Source organism: Lascolabacillus massiliensis, assembly GCF_001282625.1.
Lineage (GTDB): Bacteria > Bacteroidota > Bacteroidia > Bacteroidales > Dysgonomonadaceae > Proteiniphilum > Proteiniphilum massiliensis.
In genome coordinates this window covers 406,511-426,416 of sequence record NZ_CTEJ01000001.1, presented here as the reverse complement: position 1 = coordinate 426,416, position 19,906 = coordinate 406,511, and the positions used below count along the sequence as shown (strand labels likewise).

At 37.1% G+C, this 19,906-nt stretch carries 19 protein-coding genes; 13 read left to right on the top strand and 6 right to left on the bottom strand.

Features of this window, described 5'->3' with window-relative positions; translation table 11 throughout:
- Nucleotides 1-5: 5 nt before the first annotated feature.
- The 3 genes from rny to BN1354_RS01725 all read right to left on the bottom strand — a co-directional run bounded on the left by rny (nucleotide 6) and on the right by BN1354_RS01725 (nucleotide 2,274).
- Nucleotides 6-1,535: a ribonuclease Y gene (gene rny, locus BN1354_RS01735; RefSeq protein ID WP_045089986.1), complete on the bottom strand. Its 1,530-nt coding sequence runs from the start codon at nucleotides 1,533-1,535 to the stop codon at nucleotides 6-8.
- A gap of 130 nt (nucleotides 1,536-1,665) precedes the next feature.
- Nucleotides 1,666-1,965 carry a cell division protein ZapA gene (locus BN1354_RS01730; protein ID WP_045089987.1) on the bottom strand — a complete coding sequence of 100 codons (300 nt, stop codon included), beginning with the start codon at nucleotides 1,963-1,965 and terminating at the stop codon, nucleotides 1,666-1,668.
- Between the two features lie 18 nt (nucleotides 1,966-1,983).
- Nucleotides 1,984-2,274, bottom strand: coding sequence for a coiled-coil domain-containing protein (locus BN1354_RS01725; protein WP_045089988.1), 291 nt, complete (start codon nucleotides 2,272-2,274; stop codon nucleotides 1,984-1,986).
- Nucleotides 2,275-2,413: 139 nt separating this feature from the next.
- Between BN1354_RS01725 and BN1354_RS01720 the strand changes: the two genes are divergently transcribed.
- Nucleotides 2,414-3,082 carry a B3/B4 domain-containing protein gene (locus BN1354_RS01720; RefSeq protein WP_045090948.1) on the top strand — a complete coding sequence of 223 codons (669 nt, stop codon included), beginning with the start codon at nucleotides 2,414-2,416 and terminating at the stop codon, nucleotides 3,080-3,082.
- A gap of 180 nt (nucleotides 3,083-3,262) precedes the next feature.
- Here the strand turns inward: BN1354_RS01720 and BN1354_RS01715 are convergent, their stop codons facing one another.
- Both BN1354_RS01715 and BN1354_RS01710 read right to left on the bottom strand, forming a co-directional pair.
- Nucleotides 3,263-4,423, bottom strand: coding sequence for a sensor histidine kinase (locus BN1354_RS01715; protein WP_053826043.1), 1,161 nt, complete (start codon nucleotides 4,421-4,423; stop codon nucleotides 3,263-3,265).
- Entirely contained in the window at nucleotides 4,405-5,778 is a 1,374-nt protein-coding gene (locus tag BN1354_RS01710; RefSeq protein ID WP_053826042.1) for a methyltransferase RsmF C-terminal domain-like protein, read from the bottom strand. Before BN1354_RS01710 ends, BN1354_RS01715 begins: the two co-directional genes overlap by 19 nt.
- An 89-nt stretch (nucleotides 5,779-5,867) precedes the next feature.
- Between BN1354_RS01710 and BN1354_RS01705 the strand changes: the two genes are divergently transcribed.
- From BN1354_RS01705 to BN1354_RS01675, 7 genes are all read left to right on the top strand, one after another.
- Nucleotides 5,868-6,692 carry a sugar phosphate isomerase/epimerase family protein gene (locus tag BN1354_RS01705; protein WP_053826041.1) on the top strand — a complete coding sequence of 275 codons (825 nt, stop codon included), beginning with the start codon at nucleotides 5,868-5,870 and terminating at the stop codon, nucleotides 6,690-6,692.
- A gap of 43 nt (nucleotides 6,693-6,735) precedes the next feature.
- Complete coding sequence (locus BN1354_RS01700) at nucleotides 6,736-7,302, top strand: NUDIX hydrolase (RefSeq protein ID WP_045089992.1); 567 nt, start codon at nucleotides 6,736-6,738, stop codon at nucleotides 7,300-7,302.
- 30 nt (nucleotides 7,303-7,332) lie between these two features.
- Entirely contained in the window at nucleotides 7,333-8,046 is a 714-nt protein-coding gene (locus tag BN1354_RS01695; protein WP_053826040.1) for an SAM-dependent methyltransferase, read from the top strand.
- A gap of 92 nt (nucleotides 8,047-8,138) precedes the next feature.
- Nucleotides 8,139-9,137 carry a UDP-N-acetylmuramate dehydrogenase gene (murB, locus tag BN1354_RS01690; protein ID WP_053826384.1) on the top strand — a complete coding sequence of 333 codons (999 nt, stop codon included), beginning with the start codon at nucleotides 8,139-8,141 and terminating at the stop codon, nucleotides 9,135-9,137.
- A 10-nt stretch (nucleotides 9,138-9,147) separates the two neighbouring features.
- The gene (gene murA, locus BN1354_RS01685) at nucleotides 9,148-10,452 is read left to right on the top strand and encodes a UDP-N-acetylglucosamine 1-carboxyvinyltransferase (protein ID WP_045090950.1); all 1,305 of its coding nucleotides are present in this window, start codon (nucleotides 9,148-9,150) and stop codon (nucleotides 10,450-10,452) included.
- 161 nt (nucleotides 10,453-10,613) lie between these two features.
- Nucleotides 10,614-12,479 (top strand): 2-oxoacid:acceptor oxidoreductase subunit alpha, encoded by a 1,866-nt coding sequence (locus BN1354_RS01680; protein ID WP_053826039.1) that lies wholly within the window; start codon nucleotides 10,614-10,616, stop codon nucleotides 12,477-12,479.
- Between the two features lies 1 nt (nucleotide 12,480).
- Nucleotides 12,481-13,539, top strand: coding sequence for a 2-oxoacid:ferredoxin oxidoreductase subunit beta (locus BN1354_RS01675; RefSeq protein ID WP_082057387.1), 1,059 nt, complete (start codon nucleotides 12,481-12,483; stop codon nucleotides 13,537-13,539).
- A gap of 39 nt (nucleotides 13,540-13,578) precedes the next feature.
- Here the strand turns inward: BN1354_RS01675 and BN1354_RS01670 are convergent, their stop codons facing one another.
- Nucleotides 13,579-14,796, bottom strand: coding sequence for a proline dehydrogenase family protein (locus BN1354_RS01670; RefSeq protein WP_053826038.1), 1,218 nt, complete (start codon nucleotides 14,794-14,796; stop codon nucleotides 13,579-13,581).
- A 159-nt stretch (nucleotides 14,797-14,955) separates the two neighbouring features.
- Between BN1354_RS01670 and pruA the strand changes: the two genes are divergently transcribed.
- The 5 genes from pruA (at nucleotide 14,956) to mce (ending at nucleotide 19,894) form a co-directional block, all read left to right on the top strand.
- Nucleotides 14,956-16,587, top strand: coding sequence for an L-glutamate gamma-semialdehyde dehydrogenase (gene pruA / locus BN1354_RS01665; protein ID WP_053826037.1), 1,632 nt, complete (start codon nucleotides 14,956-14,958; stop codon nucleotides 16,585-16,587).
- A gap of 181 nt (nucleotides 16,588-16,768) precedes the next feature.
- The gene (gene cmk, locus BN1354_RS01660; protein WP_045089997.1) at nucleotides 16,769-17,473 is read left to right on the top strand and encodes a (d)CMP kinase; all 705 of its coding nucleotides are present in this window, start codon (nucleotides 16,769-16,771) and stop codon (nucleotides 17,471-17,473) included.
- A complete protein-coding gene (locus tag BN1354_RS01655; protein ID WP_045089998.1) occupies nucleotides 17,460-18,353 on the top strand; it encodes a 4-hydroxy-3-methylbut-2-enyl diphosphate reductase in 894 nt (297 codons plus the stop codon). Before cmk ends, BN1354_RS01655 begins: the two co-directional genes overlap by 14 nt.
- Nucleotides 18,354-18,460: 107 nt before the next feature.
- Nucleotides 18,461-19,444, top strand: a complete 984-nt coding sequence (gene pfkA / locus BN1354_RS01650) for a 6-phosphofructokinase (protein WP_053826036.1) — start codon at nucleotides 18,461-18,463, stop codon at nucleotides 19,442-19,444.
- Nucleotides 19,445-19,483: 39 nt separating this feature from the next.
- Entirely contained in the window at nucleotides 19,484-19,894 is a 411-nt protein-coding gene (mce, locus tag BN1354_RS01645) for a methylmalonyl-CoA epimerase (protein WP_045090000.1), read from the top strand.
- Nucleotides 19,895-19,906 lie beyond the last annotated feature (12 nt).

Here is a 19,906-nt window from a genome sequence, read left to right as displayed (position 1 = left end):
TCTAGCTACTTGGCAAAACTTACTGCCCTGGTTTCACGTATCACAGTAATTTTAACCTGTCCCGGATAGGTCATTTCAGTCTGTATCTTACGTGCTATTTCATCAGAAAGCTTTTCTGTATCCTGATCATCTATCTTATCAGCACCAACAATTACGCGCAACTCTCTACCTGCCTGAATTGCATATGTTTTAACAACTCCCGGGTAGGAAAGAGCAAGAGTTTCAAGATCATTAAGTCTTTTAATATAGGCTTCCACTATCTCGCGACGAGCACCAGGTCTTGCTCCTGAAATAGCATCACACACCTGAACTATTGGAGCAAGCAAAGTGGTCATCTCAACTTCATCATGGTGAGCTCCAATAGCATTGCAAATATCAGGTTTCTCTTTATATTTCTCTGCAAGCTTCATACCCAAAACTGCATGTGGCAATTCCGGCTCATCATCAGGCACCTTGCCTATATCATGAAGAAGTCCTGCACGTTTTGCTTTTTTGGGATTGAGACCAAGTTCAGAAGCCATGATAGCACAAAGGTTAGCTGTCTCACGAGAGTGTTGCAGCAAATTCTGACCATATGAAGATCTATACTTCATTTTTCCTACAATTCTGATCAACTCCGGATGTAACCCATGAATTCCTAAATCAATAACAGTACGTTTTCCTGTTTCAACTATCTCATCTTCAATCTGCTTCTTTACTTTAGATACAACCTCTTCAATACGAGCCGGGTGAATTCTGCCGTCTGCTACCAGTTGGTGAAGAGAAAGGCGTGCAATTTCTCGTCTTACAGGATCGAATCCTGAAATTACAATTGCCTCCGGAGTATCATCTACAACAATTTCCACTCCTGTAGCTGCTTCCAGAGCTCTTATATTACGACCCTCACGTCCAATAATTCTTCCTTTAATTTCGTCAGAATCAATATGGAAAACTGTAATAGCATTCTCGATTGATGTTTCAGTTGCAACACGCTGAATCGATTGGATCACAATCTTTTTAGCCTCCTTATTAGCTGTCATCTTGGCCTCTTCCATGATTTCACTAATATAGGATTGTGCATCACCTTTTGCCTCCTCTTTCAGAGACTCTACCAGTCTCTCTTTAGCCTCTTCGGCTGATAGGCCAGAAATTGACTCCAGTTTTTCAACCGATTGTCTGTGTAGACGTTCAAGTTCTGCACTTTTCTTATCGAGGAATTCCTGCTGATTAGCCAGAGTAACTTTAAGCTCTTCTGTTTCACTATTTTTTTTATTAAGTTCCTCCTGTCTTTGGTTGAGAGTCATTTCACGCTGTTTCAGCCTATTTTCGAAAGACTGTAATTTAGATGTGCGTGAATTAATTTGCTTTTCGGCCTCATTTTTTAATGCAAGAGTCTCCTCTTTTGCCTCAAGGAGCATCTTTTTCTTTATTACTTCAGCATCTTTTTCAGCATCACTCAGAATTTTCTGAGCGCGTGAATTGGCTGTCTTACCGGTTAGATACCAGGCTATTAAAGCACCAGCAACCAAACCGATAATTCCTATAAATATATTCATATAAATCTACTATTATTTAATTATTATATCACTACTATTAAAATCAAAAAAACGCACTCAGATAAACACATATTGCTAATATGTGATTAAAAGGTGCGGCATAAAATCTCTGTAAACTACAGAGACTCAATTATTTTTTTAGATAATTATCTAACTCAATTATTAAAGAGTCTATCTTATCCTCAAAGGGTTTGGTATTATTCTTATCGCCGAGAGAAAAATTCTCCGCCAATGCCTGAATGGCAGCCATTGCCATAAAATCTTGTGTTGTTAAGTTAGGGTTTGACCCAAATGCAACACGGTATTGGTTTACTTTTATATCTATCTGTTTTGCGGCAGCTCGGAAAGCCTGTTCTTCAGACCTTTTGATTTTCAAAGGATACCTTCTGCCTGCAACTTCTAACGTTAATAAAAATTTCTCGTCCCCCATAACATAAATTTTTAAATCTTATTTTAATAAATTTATGCATTTGTCTACTTCCCGCACCAGCTTTGATAGTTTTAATTTGGCAGTGTCAACATCAACCGACGCTGCAGTAATTGTCCTTACTGTTTTTAAACTATCATATTTTGTTTTCAAAACCTTTAGATCATTTTTGGCTTCATCAATTTGTTCCTGCCTTAACTTAATCTCAGACTTCAATCTCTCATTCTCATCTTTCAATGAATCACAAAAAAACAGAAGTTGTTTAATACGAACTTCCAGATCAATGAGTAACTTGTTATTTTCGTCAGTCATATGAAAACAAAAATTCACGCAAATATAAGAATTGAAATAGAGTCTGACAAATAAATAGATGTTATTTTTCAAATATACATCACATTATATGGGATTTTGTATTGTTTACTTTAGAATTTATAACTTTGCTTTTATGGAAATGAAAATAAAAATTGGCGAGGAAATTTTAGAGGTGTGCTCCGATTTCCATGTAGCTGTTATTTACTGTAAAGTTAAGAATACAAAGCACAATGATAAACTTTGGGATGAAATTGATTTGTTTACAAAAAAGTTTACCAGTTCATTTAGCATGGAAAAGATAAAGAAACGACCCGCAATTGAGGCCACACGTGATGTTTATAAAAGACTTGGCAAAGACCCTAACAGATACCGACCTTCAGGGGAAGCATTATGCAGGAGACTGCTTAAGGGACAGGGACTTTATCAGATTGATACTATTGTTGATTTAATAAACCTGGTTTCGTTAAAAACAGGATATTCGATAGGTGGTTTTGATGCAGATAAGATTGAAGGTAATCTCCGTTTAGGTGTTGGAAGAGCAAATGAACCATTTGAAGCAATAGGTCGTGGTACTATGAATATTGAGGGACTCCCTGTATACAGAGACTCGATAGGAGGAATAGGCAATCCCAGCAGCGATGAGGAGAGAACTAAGATCACATCTGAAACAAAACATCTTTTGATGCTCATCAATGGATATTCAGGAGCTGATGGACTAAAAGAGGCTGTTGACTATTCATTAGAATTACTTAGAAAATATGCATATGCCGATCAGATTAAAATCAGTATAATAAATGGGAATAATTAATATATCACTCAGAGATCACTTATACATGCCTTATATAAACTATAAGCTATGTATAAGTAATTTATAAGCGATCTTTAGCTGAGGTACAAGTCTATTCAGAAAGCAGGTTTGCCTGGTCCTGAATTAGGTTTACAGTGAAAGTAAATATAAATCAGGACTTTACATTAAAAGTAGGTCTTTCTATGATTCATTTAAAATGATTCTGAAGATTGTACCTTTTCCAAGTTCGGAGTTTTTGACAAATATTTTGCCTTTGTGATTCACCTCTACTATTCGCTTAACAAGTGACAAGCCCAAACCCCACCCTCTCTCTTTAGTTGTGTATCCGGGTGAGAATATTTTATTATACATAGATTTAGGAACTCCTTTACCACTATCTTTTATATCTAAATAGACCTGCCTTTTTTCTTTTAATGTTCTAATTTCATCAGATACCGAAATTGAAAACAATATTTCTCCCTCTCCTTTCATCGCATCAACACCATTTTTGATAAGATTCTCTATAACCCATCCAAAAAGAGGCTCATTCAACATTACATTTACTGGTTGTTCAGGGAAATCCTCTTTTAGTGACACTCTATCTGAAATCCGTTTTTCCATATAGGATAGTGAGTGACGAACTGCATCCTGAAGTATAGTTGGCTTCAGATCGGGTTCTGATCCTATTTTCGAGAATCTTTCCGCTATCATCCGCAGCCTTTCAACATCCTTATCAATCTCTGCAAGCAACTCCTTATCACTATATTTTAGTTTAAGATATTCCGACCAAGCCATTAAAGATGATATAGGCGTACCAAGCTGGTGAGCGGTCTCCTTCGACAACCCAACCCATACCCTGTTTTGCTCAGCACGCTGAGAACGATTTAAGGTTAGGAATGCAAGTCCGATGAACAGTGAAATTACAAAAAACTGAATATATGGATAAAAATGCAATTGCTTTAGTGTGTATGAATCATCATAATAAAGTATCTGATTCATATCACTCAAGACAATGGGATCATGTTTTCTTTCAAATTTATTTATTTTATTTAGAAGAAAGGCTTCGACATTTTCTTTCGGCAGTTTAATATTGTGAGATTCAACAACACCTGAATTTTCATCATACAAAATGACTGGGATTGTGTTATTGCTTTGCAGAATGGATAATACTAGATATGCATCCATATCTTCAGACATCATGGATTCTGTTGCAAGAGCCCACACCTCAATCTTGTTGCGCTCTTCTGCAGCCAGTTGTTTCACCATTAGGTTTGAAGCTATTAACGACAAAAGAGCTGCGACAATAGCCAATATCACAAATAAAAATGTAAGTGGCTGAGCAATTATGTTCTTATACGCCATTCGTTTGGATATAGGTTGTTTGCACGGTTACCAATATTTTTAACGAAACCCAGTGGTAAATCTCTATATGTAAGCAATATAAATCCTTTTGGAGAATCTGGTATACTTATGGCTTCTCTCCTAAGATATGCAATTGCCTCATCATAGGTCAATTCTCTGGTTGAAAAAATCTCTCTGTTCATCTCACTGCTCATTGCAAGTGAATGAGATGGAATAAAATCTTTACCTTTTATTTCACCAAGCTCAATTCCTAATGAAATAGTCTTCAAACTGTTTTTTAAAGCTAATATAGTTTCTGTATGTTGTTTAGAAACGGCTATTATACGATTTTCATCCTGAACAAAATCGAAATCGTCCGGATTTATTAAATATCTCTTGTATGTAGAAACCTCCTTTACTAAGTGAGAAGGGTATTTTCTATTTTTTTTGTTACGTTTTTGTATATGCTGAAGACTGTTTGAGACAGTTGAACCATCTTTTCTCAATACAGTCACAAATAACCCCTCTCCTTCTGTTTTATGAGGAAAGAAACGATAGGCGATGACCTTATCATCGAATGATGGCGATATTCCCCACTCTTTTTCGGTTTTAATTTCTACAAATTCCGCATGCATCTCATCAGATACCCATAATGCATTTACCTCATTTTCCAGTGTGTTATAGGTACATGTGCTGTAAATAAGTATACCGCCCGGTTTTAAAGCAGGCCAGATATCAGATAAAATATTTTTTTGTCGTTCTGCACACATTCTGACGTTTTCAGGTGACCATTCACTGATTGCTACATCGTCTTTTCTGAACATTCCTTCGCCTGAACATGGAGCATCTACAAGAATCATGTCATAGAAATCTTGAAGAAAGGCAAAATCTTTTGGCTCATTATTTGTTACCACAGTAGTTGAACTTCCCTGTTTCGTGATATTCTCAGAAAGGATATATGCACGCTGGCGTATTATTTCGTTTGATGTCAAGAGGCTACCAGCAGGTAGTGCTGAAAGTAAACTTACCGACTTACCACCGGGTGCTGCACAGAGATCGAGACATTTTAACGGCTTATCAATTAACTGTTTGACAACATGCTCAATAAACATTGAAGATGCTTCCTGAACATAATACTTACCGCCGTGAAACAGAGGATCGAAGGTGAAAGAAGGACGCTTATTCAGGTAATAGCCCCAATCCGACCATGGTACTTGCTTTCCCTCCTCAGGTAAATCTGAAACCTTGCCTTCAGATTTAAGTGGATTTAAACGGAGACTAACTGGTGGCACCTCCACTAAAGAACTAATAAAAGCGTCTGTCTGATCTTTCAGTAGCTGCCTGATAATATCTGTAAAATGGTCTGGAAGATTCATTGCTGATTATTCATTTATACAAAGTTAAAAGATTTTCACAAAATAATATTACCTTTACGCTCATAACAATCTTAAAACCATTTTCAGTCATGAAAAGAACTATTTTTATTATGGGATTAATCATATCCCTTGCTGTTTCCGCACAAAACAGACCTGATCCTCAGCCCTCAGCTGAAACAAATGAAAAGTTCAATATTGGAATGGCGGGTTACACTTTCAGAAATTTTAATTTGGACCAGACATTAGATATGATGCAGAAGTGTGATGTCAAATATTTGTGTATAAAAGACTTTCACCTACCCCTGAACAGTAACGAGAAAGAAATTGCAGACTTTCATGCTAAGCTGGCATCAAAAGGAATAAAGGGATATGCAGTTGGTCCGATATATATGAAGTCTGAGAAAGAGATTGATAATGCTTTTGAGTATGCAAAGCGTGTTGGGGTAAAACTTGTTGTAGGAGTACCAAATTATGAGCTGCTGCCATATGTTGACAAAAAAGTAAAAGAGTACAACATGCATTATGCTATTCACCTGCATGGTCCAGATATGGATCTTTATCCCGATGCAGATGATGTGTGGGAGAATGTGAAAGATTTGGATTCACGTATTGGTATGTGCCTTGACATTGGTCATGACACCAGAAATGGCAAAGATCCGGTAGAAGATTTAAAAAAGTATTACACCCGTGTATTCGATATTCATATCAAAGATGTTACCGGTAACACTAAGGCTGGATATTCTGTTGAAATAGGACGAGGTGTTATTGATATTCCGGCTTTCGTGAAAATGTTGCGAGAAGTAGGTTATACAGGAATGTGCAGCCTGGAACATGAGCGAAATATGGATGACCCACTTCAAGGAATTGCTGAATCGATTGGTTACTTCAGAGGGATTATTACTGCAACTAAATAAGGTTAAAAAAATCAACATAAATATTAGAGTCCCCCATATTTAAATGACAAATCATAAAAACAGTCCACTACACTGGAAGGTTCTCGAACGCAAGTACCTCCACAAGAGGCCGTGGCTGACTGTAAGATTGGAAAAGCTGCTAATGCCCAACGGCAATATAGTACCTGAATACTATGTTCTGGAATACCCAAACTGGGTTAATATTATTGCTATTACAAAAGATAAAAAGTTTGTGATGGTTAAACAGTATCGTCCCGGAATTGAAGAGGTATGCTTTGAACTTTGTGCCGGTGTTTGTGAAGATGAAGATTTGTCACCTTTATCATCTGCACAACGTGAACTGCTTGAAGAAACAGGTTATGGTGGTGGGGTATGGACTGAGTTTATCCGCATTGCACCTAATGCAAGTGCAGCTAATAACTGGTCCTACTGCTACATTGCTGAAGATGTAGAGAAAATAGGCAAACAGTCACTTGAGGAATCAGAGGATCTGACTGTACACCTGGTAACTTTTAACGAGCTAAAGGATTTACTCGAAAATGGCAAGATAGTTCAGGCAACAATGGCAGCTCCTTTATGGAAATTCATGGCTTTGTATGATAATTTTTGACTAATTTTGTACTCATAAAGAGTTTATAAATTGGACAAAGCAGCACTATATTTAATTCCCGTTTTATTAGGTGATACATCAGTTGAGCGGGTGATTCCTGAATTCAACAAGAGAATTGTATCTGAATTGAAGTTTTTCATTGTGGAAAACATTCGTTCAGCACGTCGTTTTATGAAGAAGTGTGATCCTGGCATTGACATTGATTCACTTACATTTTACGAACTGAATAAACATACAAACAAGAAGGATATTGAAGGTTATCTTGCTCCTATGAAATCAGGAAACAGCATGGGCGTTATTTCCGAAGCAGGATGCCCTGCCATTGCTGATCCGGGAGCAGAGGTAGTTGCTATTGCACAGAAAAAAGGGTATAAAGTTGTACCACTTGTTGGTCCCTCCTCCCTTTTGATGGCTATAATGGCATCAGGCTTTAACGGTCAGAGTTTTGCATTTCATGGTTACCTTCCCATTGATTCTTCAAAAAGGGTGAGTAAAATCAAATATCTGGAAATGCAATCATATAAGGATGATCAGACACAACTGTTTATAGAAACACCTTACCGTAATCAAAAGCTGGCAGAAGATATTATTGAAAACTGCAAACCACATACTCAGTTATGTATCGCGATGAATATTTCATGTGATGATGAGTGTATTGTCACAAAAAGCGTAAAGTCATGGAAAGGAAACCTTCCAGATATGCAGAAGACCCCAACCGTATTTCTTATTTATCGTGGTAAATAAACCTCATCTATCTAAGGAATTAATAGTGATGCATGTACACTTATGAATTCAATAAAAACAAATTAATAAAACAACTAGTAAAAAATAAAACGTTGAATATTCAGCACAACAAACAACTGCAACAATATAATTCATTCAGGACCAAAGCAGTAGCTCGATTATTTTGCGAACCTCAATCGGCAGATGAGTTATCAGAAATATTAAAAGCTTTTCCTGACGAGAATAAATTAATTCTTGGTGCAGGTAATAATCTTTTTTTTACAAAAGACTTTGATGGTTTGATCATTAAACCTGCAATGAAAGAGATTTATATTGTTTCAGAAGATGAAAATTATGTAGAAATTGAAGCCGGAGCTGCTATTGAGTGGGATAATCTTGTAGGAGAAACTGTTTCAAGAGGTTACTCCGGATTAGAAAACCTGTCGCTCATACCAGGTTCTGTTGGTGCAAGCCCGATACAAAACATAGGTGCTTATGGATCTGAAGTAAAGGACACAATTACTTTAGTAAAGGCTACAGATATGATTTCCGGAGAACAGTTAGAATTTACAAATGAAGAGTGTCAGTTTGAATATCGTGATAGCATATTTAAACAGAAACGCAGATATATAATAACTTCGGTAGTGTACAGGTTAAATAAAACATATATATACAAAGAAAAGTATGTTGATTTGAGTCGTGAACTGAAAGGAAACAACACACCATCACTATCTCAGGTAAGAGAAGCTATCATCAAAATTCGTACAAGAAAATTACCTGATGTAAAAACTTACCCAAACGCAGGAAGTTTCTTTAAAAACCCGATTCTGACAAAAGAAGAGAAAGAGGCATTACAAAAAAGATTAGTTGATGCACCTATCTACAATACAGGAGAGACAAGCTTTAAAACATCTGCAGCATTTTTAATAGAAAAAGCAGGATATAAGGGAAAGAATAATGGTTTAGTGGGAACTTATGAAAATCATGCATTGGTTATTGTGAATCTTGGTACAGATGATGGTAGAGATATTCTAAACTTTGCAAATGAGATTACCAATGAGGTGGAAAAGCAGTTTGGAGTTAGACTTGAACCTGAAGTATGGATTTATTAAACTTAAAAACATGTCATCATTTATAATAGAAGGCGGTCATAGACTAAAAGGCAATATAACGCCACAAGGAGCTAAAAATGAAGCTTTGCAGGTTATTTGTGCAACATTGCTTACAAGAGAGAGAGTAACAATTGAGAATATCCCGGACATTCTAGATGTTAACAATCTCATAGAACTGTTGCATGACCTTGGTGTAGAGATTAATAAAATTGAAAGCGGTGTATTTACTTTTAAATCTGAAAACATAGATATATCATATACTGAAACAGAGGAGTTCAGAAGAAAAAGTGCGTCAATGAGAGGCTCGATTATGTTAGCAGGACCTCTGCTTGCTCGCTTTGGCGAGGTCGTAGTTCCTAAACCAGGTGGAGATAAGATCGGGCGCAGGAGACTAGATACTCATTTCAATAGTTTAATGAAGTTGGGGGCCGATCTGACTAACGATGAAAAGAATCAGCTTATCAGATTATCTGCCACGAAATTAAAAGGAAAATATATACTTCTCGACGAGGCATCTGTGACTGGTACAGCCAACCTGATAATGGCAGCAGTTTTGTCGGAAGGTGAAACAGTTATATATAATGCCGCTTGCGAACCATATATTGAGCAACTTAGCCGTATGTTGGTAAGAATGGGTGCAAGAATAGAAGGTATTGGTTCTAACAAGCTGTTCATTAAAGGTGTAACATCATTAAACGGGTGCAAGCACCGACTGCTACCTGATATGATTGAGACAGGCAGTTTTATAGGTATGGCAGCTATGACGGAATCGGAGTTAACAATTAGAAATACTTCAATTGAAAATTTGGGTATTATTCCTGAAAGCTTCAGAAGACTCGGTATCACAATTGAACAGAGAGGTGATGATCTATATATTCCAAGTCAGAAGAGTTATACAATAGACTCATTTATGGATGGATCAATTCTTACAATATCTGATGCTCCCTGGCCTGGTTTGACACCCGATTTGCTAAGTGTTATGCTGGTAGTAGCCACAAAAGCAAAAGGGAGTGTACTTATACATCAAAAAATGTTTGAAAGCAGACTGTTTTTTGTTGATAAACTAATTGATATGGGTGCTCAGATAATTTTGTGTGATCCTCACAGAGCGGTAGTTATTGGATTGGATGAACGTTTCTATTTACGTGGTACAACAATGACTTCTCCTGACATACGAGCTGGTATTTCACTGCTGATTGCAGCTATGTGTGCTGATGGTGTAAGCACAATTCATAATATTGATCAAATCGATCGTGGATATCAAGATATCGACAAACGATTAAATGAACTTGGAGCCTCTATAGTAAGGAAATAAATTTGTTTATTACCCAACTCTTTTATTACTTTGTAGACTTGTAAATTGTGACTAATCCTCAGATTTATTTAGTATTATATACCGTCTCCCTGTTAATACAGACAGGGTTACATAATTTATGAACAGATTACACTTTAATAAATAACAACCAAAAAATAATTATGTCAACGAATAGAGTCGTAACCGATATTAAACAGGTAACAGTACGTTTTTCAGGTGATTCCGGTGACGGAATGCAGCTGTCTGGTACGTTATTTTCAACATTATCGGCAATATTTGGGAATGAAATTTCAACATTCCCGGATTTTCCTGCTGAGATTCGTGCACCACAAGGCTCACTTCATGGCGTTTCGGGATTTCAGGTTCGCATAGGTGCGAAAGATGTTTATAATTCAGGTGACAAGACGGATGTCCTGGTAGCCATGAATCCCTCTGCTTTAAAAGTAAATGCACAATTCCTGAAAAAAGGTTCGATTGTAATATATGACAACGATTCATTTAAAAAGAGAGATCTTGATAAGGCGAAGTTTGAGACTGAAGATCCATTTACTGAACTCAATTTAAATCATGTTCAGACAATTGGAATCGATATTACATCTCTTACAAAAGCTTCACTGGAGAACTCTGGTCTTGAGAATAAAGATATACTGAGAAGCAAAAACATGTTTGCTTTGGGTGTAGTTTGCTGGTTGTTTAACAGACCTCTGGAAATTGCTGACAAGCTGCTAGAACAAAAGTTTGGAAAAAAACCTGCACTTGTTGAAGCAAACATCAAAGCACTCACCGATGGTTATAATTATGGTGATAACTTACAGCTTACTGCCACTACATATAATATTGATGTAAAAGAATCAACCAAAGGATATTATATGGATGTGAATGGCAATACTGCTACTGCTTATGGACTGATAGCAGCTGCCGAAAGAGCAGGTCTTCAGCTATTCTTAGGTTCGTACCCAATTACTCCGGCAACAGATATATTGCATGAACTTACTAAAAGAAAAGATTTTGGAGTAAAGGCACTACAGATGGAGGATGAGATTGCTGGTATTACATCTGCAATTGGTGCAAGTTTTGCCGGATGTCTTGCAGCTACATCTACATCAGGTCCGGGACTTTCATTAAAAAGTGAGGCAATTGGTCTTGCAGTGATGACTGAATTACCACTAGTTATTATTGATGTTCAGCGTAGCGGACCTTCCACTGGTATGCCAACTAAAAGTGAACAAACCGACCTCAGACAGGCATTATATGGTCGCAACGGAGAGAGTCCTCTTGTAGTAATAGCAGCAACATCACCTACTGACTGTTTCGACAGTGCCTTTGAGGCATCAAAGATTGCACTTGAGCATATGACTCCTGTTATTCTATTGACCGACGGTTATATTGCAAACGGTTCGTCAGCATGGAGAATTCCTGAAATGGAAGACTATCCTGAAATCAATCCTCCATATGTAGATAAGTATTACAATGGAAACGCTGAAGACTGGAAGCCATTCTTAAGAAATGAAGCAACTGATGTTAGATATTGGGGTATACCCGGTACACCTGAATTTATGCACAGGGTGGGAGGACTGGAAAAGGACAGATTCACCGGAGTCATATCTTCTAATCCCGAGAATCATCAGTTCATGATTGATATTCGACAGAACAAAATAGAAAGGATTGCCGATTTTATACCTGAACAGGAGGTTATGGGTGATAAAGATGCTGAAACGCTTATAGTTGGCTGGGGAGGAACTTACGGACACTTGCTTGAGGCTACTCTGCACCTGCAGGACAGTGGTAAAAAGGTGGCATTCACTCAGTTCAGACATATTTCACCACTTCCAAAGAATACACACGATCTGCTAAAAGGTTACAAAAAGGTAATTGTTGCAGAACAAAATAGTGGTCAGTTTGCTGCATACCTGAGTTCAAAATTTCAGGATCTTAGCAATATACACAAGTTCAACAGAATTGAAGGCCAGCCATTTAAAGTGAGCGAGCTGGTAAAAGAATTCACCAAAATAATGGAGGAAGCATAATATGAATACAGTTGAAGCAAAAAATATAGATATAAGTGGTATTAAGTATCAGAAATACATGCCAAAAGACTATAAGAGTCCCAACCCAATACGTTGGTGTCCGGGCTGTGGTGACTATGCTATTCTGACATGTCTCCAAAAAGCTTTAGCCGAGTTGAATGTTGATCCACACAATACTGCGGTTATTTCAGGAATTGGCTGTTCTTCACGACTACCCTACTATATGAATACTTATGGGTTCCATAGTATTCATGGCCGGGCATCAGCAATTGCTACCGGAGTAAAGGTTGCAAATCCCAATCTGAGTGTATGGGTAGCAACAGGTGACGGTGACTCACTTGCAATTGGAGGTAATCACTTTATACATACAATTCGCAGAAATGTTGATATAAATATTCTTCTTTTTAACAATAAGATATATGGTCTTACTAAAGGTCAATACTCTCCAACATCAGAAAGAGGGTTTGTGTCTAAGTCATCGCCATATGGTACAGTAGAAGATCCATTCAGACCGGCTGAACTGACCTTTGGTGCAAGAGGAACATTTTTTGGCCGTGCATTGGATGTCGACATGAAAAATCAGGTAGACACTCTGGTTGAAGCAGCAAAACATAAAGGTACGTCTGTAGTTGAAATTTTACAGAACTGTGTTATTTTCAATGACGGAATACATAATAAAATAAGTGATCGCAACTGGAAGGCAGATAATACTATTTTATTAAAGCATGGAGAGAAAATGGTGTTCGGTAAAGATAATGAAAAAGGTATAGTATTGGATGGTTGGAACCTTAAGGCCGTTACCATTGGTGAAGATGGTTATACTATTGATGATGTACTGGTTCATGATGCCGAGACCCAAGACAACACACTTCATATGAAACTCGCTCTTATGGACACATCGGTAGGAATGCCTGTTGCACTTGGAGTTATCAGAAGTGTCACTGCACCTACATATGAGCGTGATTATGAAGATCAGATCGCTGAGGTACTAAAGAAAAGCCCTAAAAAATCATTCAGGGAATTTCTTCTGAATTCATCAAATGTATGGGAAGTTAAATAGTAATTAAAAAATATACAAGTTAAAAATTAAGAGGTACGATTATTCGTGCCTCTTTTCTTTTCTACGCTTTATCTCTGTTTCAATAAGTCGCAATTCCCTGCTTGTCTGACCTTTCATAGATGTATTCTCCTTAGTTCTTCTAAAGAGATATGGCATCATAGTTTTTACTTCTCCATAAGGTACATATTTTGCGACATTGTATCCATGTTCAGCAAGACTATAGGTAATATGATCACTCATACCATACAGTTGTGAAAAATATATTCCGGGGAAGTTTCTTGGAATACCATACTCATCAATTAGTCTTGCAAGCAGTAATGAACTTTTCTCATTATGAGTAGAAACCATAAAGTCTATAGTTTTATAATTTTCGATCAAATAATGAATGGCTGCATCAAAATCGTGATCAGTTGACTCTTTATCTGGCTGAATAGGTGATGGATAACCAAGTTCAATTGCCCGTTCACGTTCTTTTTCCATATACGCACCGCGAACAATTTTGAGTCCAAATTTAAATCCTTCATCCAAAGCTTTTTTATGATGAAGTTTAAGTCGCTCAAGTCCATCCCTACAGTATAACTGATAAGTATTTTGTACAATTGCTTTTTCACCATTATATTTTGACATAAGCTTTAAAACCATTTCGTCCAGAATTGGCTGAATCCATGTTTCCTCTGCATCTATAAGTACAGGGATACCTAATTCATATCCTCTTTTGAAGATTGAGGCCATTCTTTTTTCCACTCTGTTGAACTCCTCTTGTTCTTCATAAGAGAGAGCTTCATTTGCACTCACCTTTGCAAGAAGATCAAATCGCCCAATACCTGTAATCTTAAAAGCACTAAAAGGCACATTTTTGCTGTTAGCGGCAAATTCAATTGTTCGAATAATTTCATTACAAGTTGCGTCGAACAACTCATCCGAATCTTCACCCTCAAGTGCATAATCAAGAATAGAATCAACATTTCGACGACCCAGCTGAGCAATGGTTTTACTGCTATCTAAGATCGACATTCCACCCACAAAATGCCTGTAAATTGTCTTACGCAGTATACCCTTTACAGGGAAATGAATTGCAAAAGCAAGCTTTACGAGGAATTCACCTGTTTTAACCAAGTTCCTGCTGTTCATTACCTTAAAAAGCTGATACGCTTGTTTGAGACTGGAATCGGATAAATCACGAAATGCTAATTCAGTATTTTCCAAGTCTATAAATGATTCTTTTCTATCAGATAGTGTTGTTCTTTCGGTCTGCATGTGTGTCTGTTAAGTATTTAGATTCTGCAAATATAAATATTTTTTTGTATGTTTGTTTATCAAATATTAGCGATTTGGAGCAATTTATGTTTGAAAATTTAATCCTGAACTGCACTGTCAATGTAACGATGATTATTAACGACTAAATATAAATATATTATGCCAAAAGGTGTTTATAAATTACCGGAAATAAAAAATGAGCCTGTTTTGAGCTATGCTCCGGGATCAATTGAAAGAGAAACACTCAAAAAGACTTTATCAGAACTAAACAAAGGTGGACTTGACATACCAATGATAATTGATGGCAAGGAGATTCGTACTAACAACACTAAAGAGATACGACCGCCTCACAATCATCAAAATTTACTTGGTTATTATCATCAGGGAGATAAAAGTCATGTCCAAATGGCAATTGACGCTGCATTAAAAGCAAAACCATCATGGGAAGCAATGAACTGGGAAAGCAGGGCTGCAATATTTCTTAAAGCAGCAGATCTGATTGCAGGTCCATACCGCTCACAGTTTAATGCTGTAACAATGATTGGACAATCTAAAAACGCTTATCAGTCAGAAATCGATGCTGTTTGTGAACTAATTGATTTCTATCGGTACAATGTAAAAAACATGCATGAGATTTATAATATGCAACCAAACTCTTCACCCGGCATTTGGAATCGTATGGTGTGGCGACCTCTTGAAGGTTTTATTTTTGCTCTAACGCCATTCAATTTCACTTCAATTGCCGGAAATCTTGGTGCTGCTCCAGCATTAATGGGTAATACTGTAGTTTGGAAACCATCTAAAACAGCAGTTTATTCTGCACACCTTATAATGAAAGTTTTAAAAGAAGCAGGTCTGCCTGATGGCGTTATCAACCTAATTTATGTTGGTGGAAAAGAAGCCACTGATGTGATCTTTGATCATCGCGAATTTGCAGGTTTGCATTTTACAGGGTCCACCGAAGTTTTTAACAGCATGTGGAAATCAATTGCTTCAAACATTACAAAATATAAATCATACCCAAGAATTGTAGGAGAAACAGGTGGTAAAGATTATATTTTTGCAGAGAAAACAGCCAATGCAAAGCAGGTGGCTACAGCAATAACACGAGGTGCTTTTGAGTATCAGGGTCAGAAATGCTCTGCGGCCTCTCGTGCATATATTCCAATAAACTTATGGGATGATGTTAAAAAGTTTGTTGCAGATGATTTATCAAAAATCAAAACCGGTGTTGTTGAAGACTTCAGCAATTTTGTGAATGCTGTAATTGATGAAGAATCTTTTGACAAGCTTGCAAAAGTAATTGAGGATGCTAAGAGCTCGCCTGATACAGAAATTGTTTGTGGAGGAAATTATGATAAATCGACCGGGTATTTTATCTATCCAACTGTTATCCAGGCAAAGAGACCAGACTACATTACTATGAAAGAGGAACTTTTTGGTCCTATTATTACTGTATATGTTTATGATCCAGAAGAAATAGATGCTGTACTTGATCTTTTAGATAAGAGTACAGATTATGCTCTGACGGGTGCCATTTTCTCTTCCGACAGAGCTCAGATTGAAAAGCTTACTGCTAAGCTTACACATACTGCAGGTAATTTCTATATTAATGATAAGCCTACTGGTGCAGTGGTTGATCAGCAACCTTTTGGAGGTGGTCGTGGATCAGGTACTAATGATAAGGCAGGCTCGGTTTTAAACTTGCTACGCTGGGTGTCGCCACAATGTATAAAGGAGACATTTGTTCCTGCAACTGACTATATGTATCCGAATTTCATGGAAGAGTAATATCTTATTTATAAGAATAGCTTTTTTTTATATTTGTATGATTATTTTTGGGGGTCTAATTCCAGACCCCTATTTCGTTTTACAACAGGAACTGTTATCATCACTTTGCTTCTGTTAAATAAATCTTTCAGAAAAACATTATATCTTTGTGTATTGTTAAAGCTGTTGATTAGTATATTAGATGCACAAAAAAAGAATAAATATAGCAGTGGACGGGTATTCGTCATGCGGAAAAAGCACAATAGCAAAGGGATTAGCTAAGAAGTTAGGTTATACATATATTGATAGTGGAGCTATGTATCGTGCAGTGGCTCTGTTCGCGATAAGGAACGGGTGGATCACAGACCAAATGATGGATGAGAAAGCCATAATAGAACATTTATCTAATATAAAAATCACTTTTAAACCAAATTTATCTGGAGTTCAGGAGACATTCCTGAACGATGAGAATGTGGAGAAAGAAATACGTACGCTAGAAGTGGCTAATGGAGCCAGCAGAGTAAGTACATTGGCAGCTGTAAGGAAAGAGATGGTTCGTCAGCAGCAAGAAATGGGAATAAATAAAGGTGTAGTAATGGATGGCAGGGATATTGGTACAGTGGTGTTCCCTAATGCAGAAATGAAGCTTTTCATGACCTGCTCACCAGAAATCAGAGCAAAACGCAGATATGACGAAATGGTATCGAAAGGAGAGTCGCCACTTTATGAGGATGTATTAGCAAACGTGAAGGAGCGTGACTTGCGTGATACAACCAGAGAAGAAAGTCCTTTAAGACAGGCTGAAGATGCTATTGTTCTTGATAACTCAGAAATAGGCATTGATGAACAGCTGATATGGGCTTTAAATATGTTTAATAAAATCACAGGTAATAATGAACAAAATTGAAATAGACAAAGGTTCCGGATTTTGCTTTGGAGTTGTTAAAGCAATCAACAAAGCAGAAGAAGAACTTAAGAAGAATGGAACACTATATTGTTTAGGTGACATTGTGCACAATAATATTGAGGTAGAACGACTGGAGAAAATGGGATTAATTACAATTGACCATGAACAGTTTAAAAAATTGAAGAATGTACGTGTATTACTGAGAGCTCATGGTGAACCACCAAGCACATATGAAATAGCTAAGGAAAATAATATAGAGTTGATAGATGCTTCTTGTCCAGTGGTTTTAGGACTTCAGAAGAAAATCAAAAAGAGATATAACCTCAGGGTTGATGATGATACTCAGATAGTTATTTATGGCAAAAAGGGGCATGCAGAGGTAAATGGCTTACTTGGACAAACAGCTGAAACAGCTATAATAATTGAGAGTAAGGATGATATTGAAAAACTCGACTTTACTCGAGACATTAATCTTTTTTCACAAACGACAAAATCGCTGGATGGCTTCTTTGAGTTAGGAAATTTAATACGCAGCAGAATGAAAAATGGTGCAAAACTGGAGTTTTTTGATTCTATTTGCCGCCAGGTATCCAACCGTGTTCCCAATATACAGGAGTTTGCGGCAAAACATGATCTGATAATTTTTATAGCAGGTGAAAAGAGCTCGAATGGCAAGGTGTTATTTTCAGAGTGTAAAAAGGTGAATCCAAACTCCTATTTTATTCATTCACCTGAGGAGGTGAGACCGGAACTTATTGGAGAATATACGAATATTGGCATTTGTGGCGCAACTTCAACACCATTATGGCAGATGAAAGCGGTTGCCGAAAACATATCGAAATTAAAGCCAGAAATGAACATTACAGAAGCTGCTTTTTAAGCAGCTTTTTTTTGTCTCATCATTTAAAAAAATGTATCTTTGCACCTTATTGAATTTAAAGGTATTTGAGCATTTTTTCAAATCAGTTACAAGGTAAACAATCAATTATGGACTCAAACATAAAAAGTGTTGGCATCCTTACTTCCGGAGGAGATGCGCCGGGCATGAATGCAGCAATCAGAGCTGTAACCCGTGCAGCTATTTTCAATGGTATGACTGCATATGGTATTTACCGTGGCTTTAAAGGTTTGATAACAGATGAAATAGAAGAATTCAAAACCAATAGTGTTAGCAATATAATACAACAGGGAGGAACAATTCTAAAGACTGCACGCTCTGATGAGTTTTTAACAACAGAGGGCAGACAAAAAGCTTATGACAACATGAGAAAATATGGAATTGACTCATTAGTTGTTATAGGTGGTGATGGATCGCTTACAGGTGCTGCAGTTTTTGCCAATGAGTTTAATATCCCTGTAGTTGGAATGCCTGCAACAATTGATAATGACCTTAATGGTACTGATACCACCATAGGATACGATACTGCACTGAACACTATAATGGATGCCATGGATAAAATCAGAGATACTGCCACTTCGCACGAGAGACTCTTTTTCGTAGAAGTTATGGGACGTAACTGTGGTTTCCTTGCTCTTAATAGTGCTATTGCCTCGGGAGCCGAAGCAGCAATTATTCCTGAAATCAGTATTGAAAAAGACCAGTTGGGTGAACTTATACAACAGGGTTTCCGTAAATCTAAAAGTAGCAGTATGGTGCTGGTAACAGAGAGTGAAGTTACAGGTGGAGCTATAAAACTAGCTGAACGTGTAAAAAAAGAATATCCACAGTATGATGTGAGAGTGACTATTCTTGGTCATTTACAAAGGGGAGGAACTCCTACTGCACAGGACAGAATTCTTGCCAGCCGAATGGGTGTTGCTGCAATTCAGGCTTTACAGGAAAATCAGCGTAATGTGATGATAGGAATTCACGAAAACGAGATCGACTATGTTCCTTTTAAAAGAGCTATTAAGAAACAGAAAGATATAAGTGAAGAGATGCTAGAGGTATTACGCATATCTTCAATTTGATCTATATTAAAGATTCATCAATAAAATAAAATCATTTATATGGAAATTACACACATCGAACACATTGGCATTGCTGTTAAAAGTATCGAAGAACAGCTACCTTACTATGAAAACATACTTGGTTTGAAATGTTACAATATTGAAACTGTAGAAGATCAAAAAGTAAAGACTGCCTTTTTTATGGTTGGACAGACAAAAATTGAACTTTTAGAACCAACCAGTGAAGATAGTACAGTTGCAAAATTCATAGAAAAAAAAGGTGAGGGAGTTCATCACATTGCATATGCAACCAAAAATATTAATGATGCACTTAAAGAGGTGGAATCAAAAGGTGTAAAGCTAATCGATAAGGAAGGTCGTGCAGGTGCAGAAGGACTTACAATAGGATTTCTACACCCTAAATCAACCGGTGGTGTACTTACCGAATTTTGCGAACATCCAGAGAAATAAGAAAATAAACAT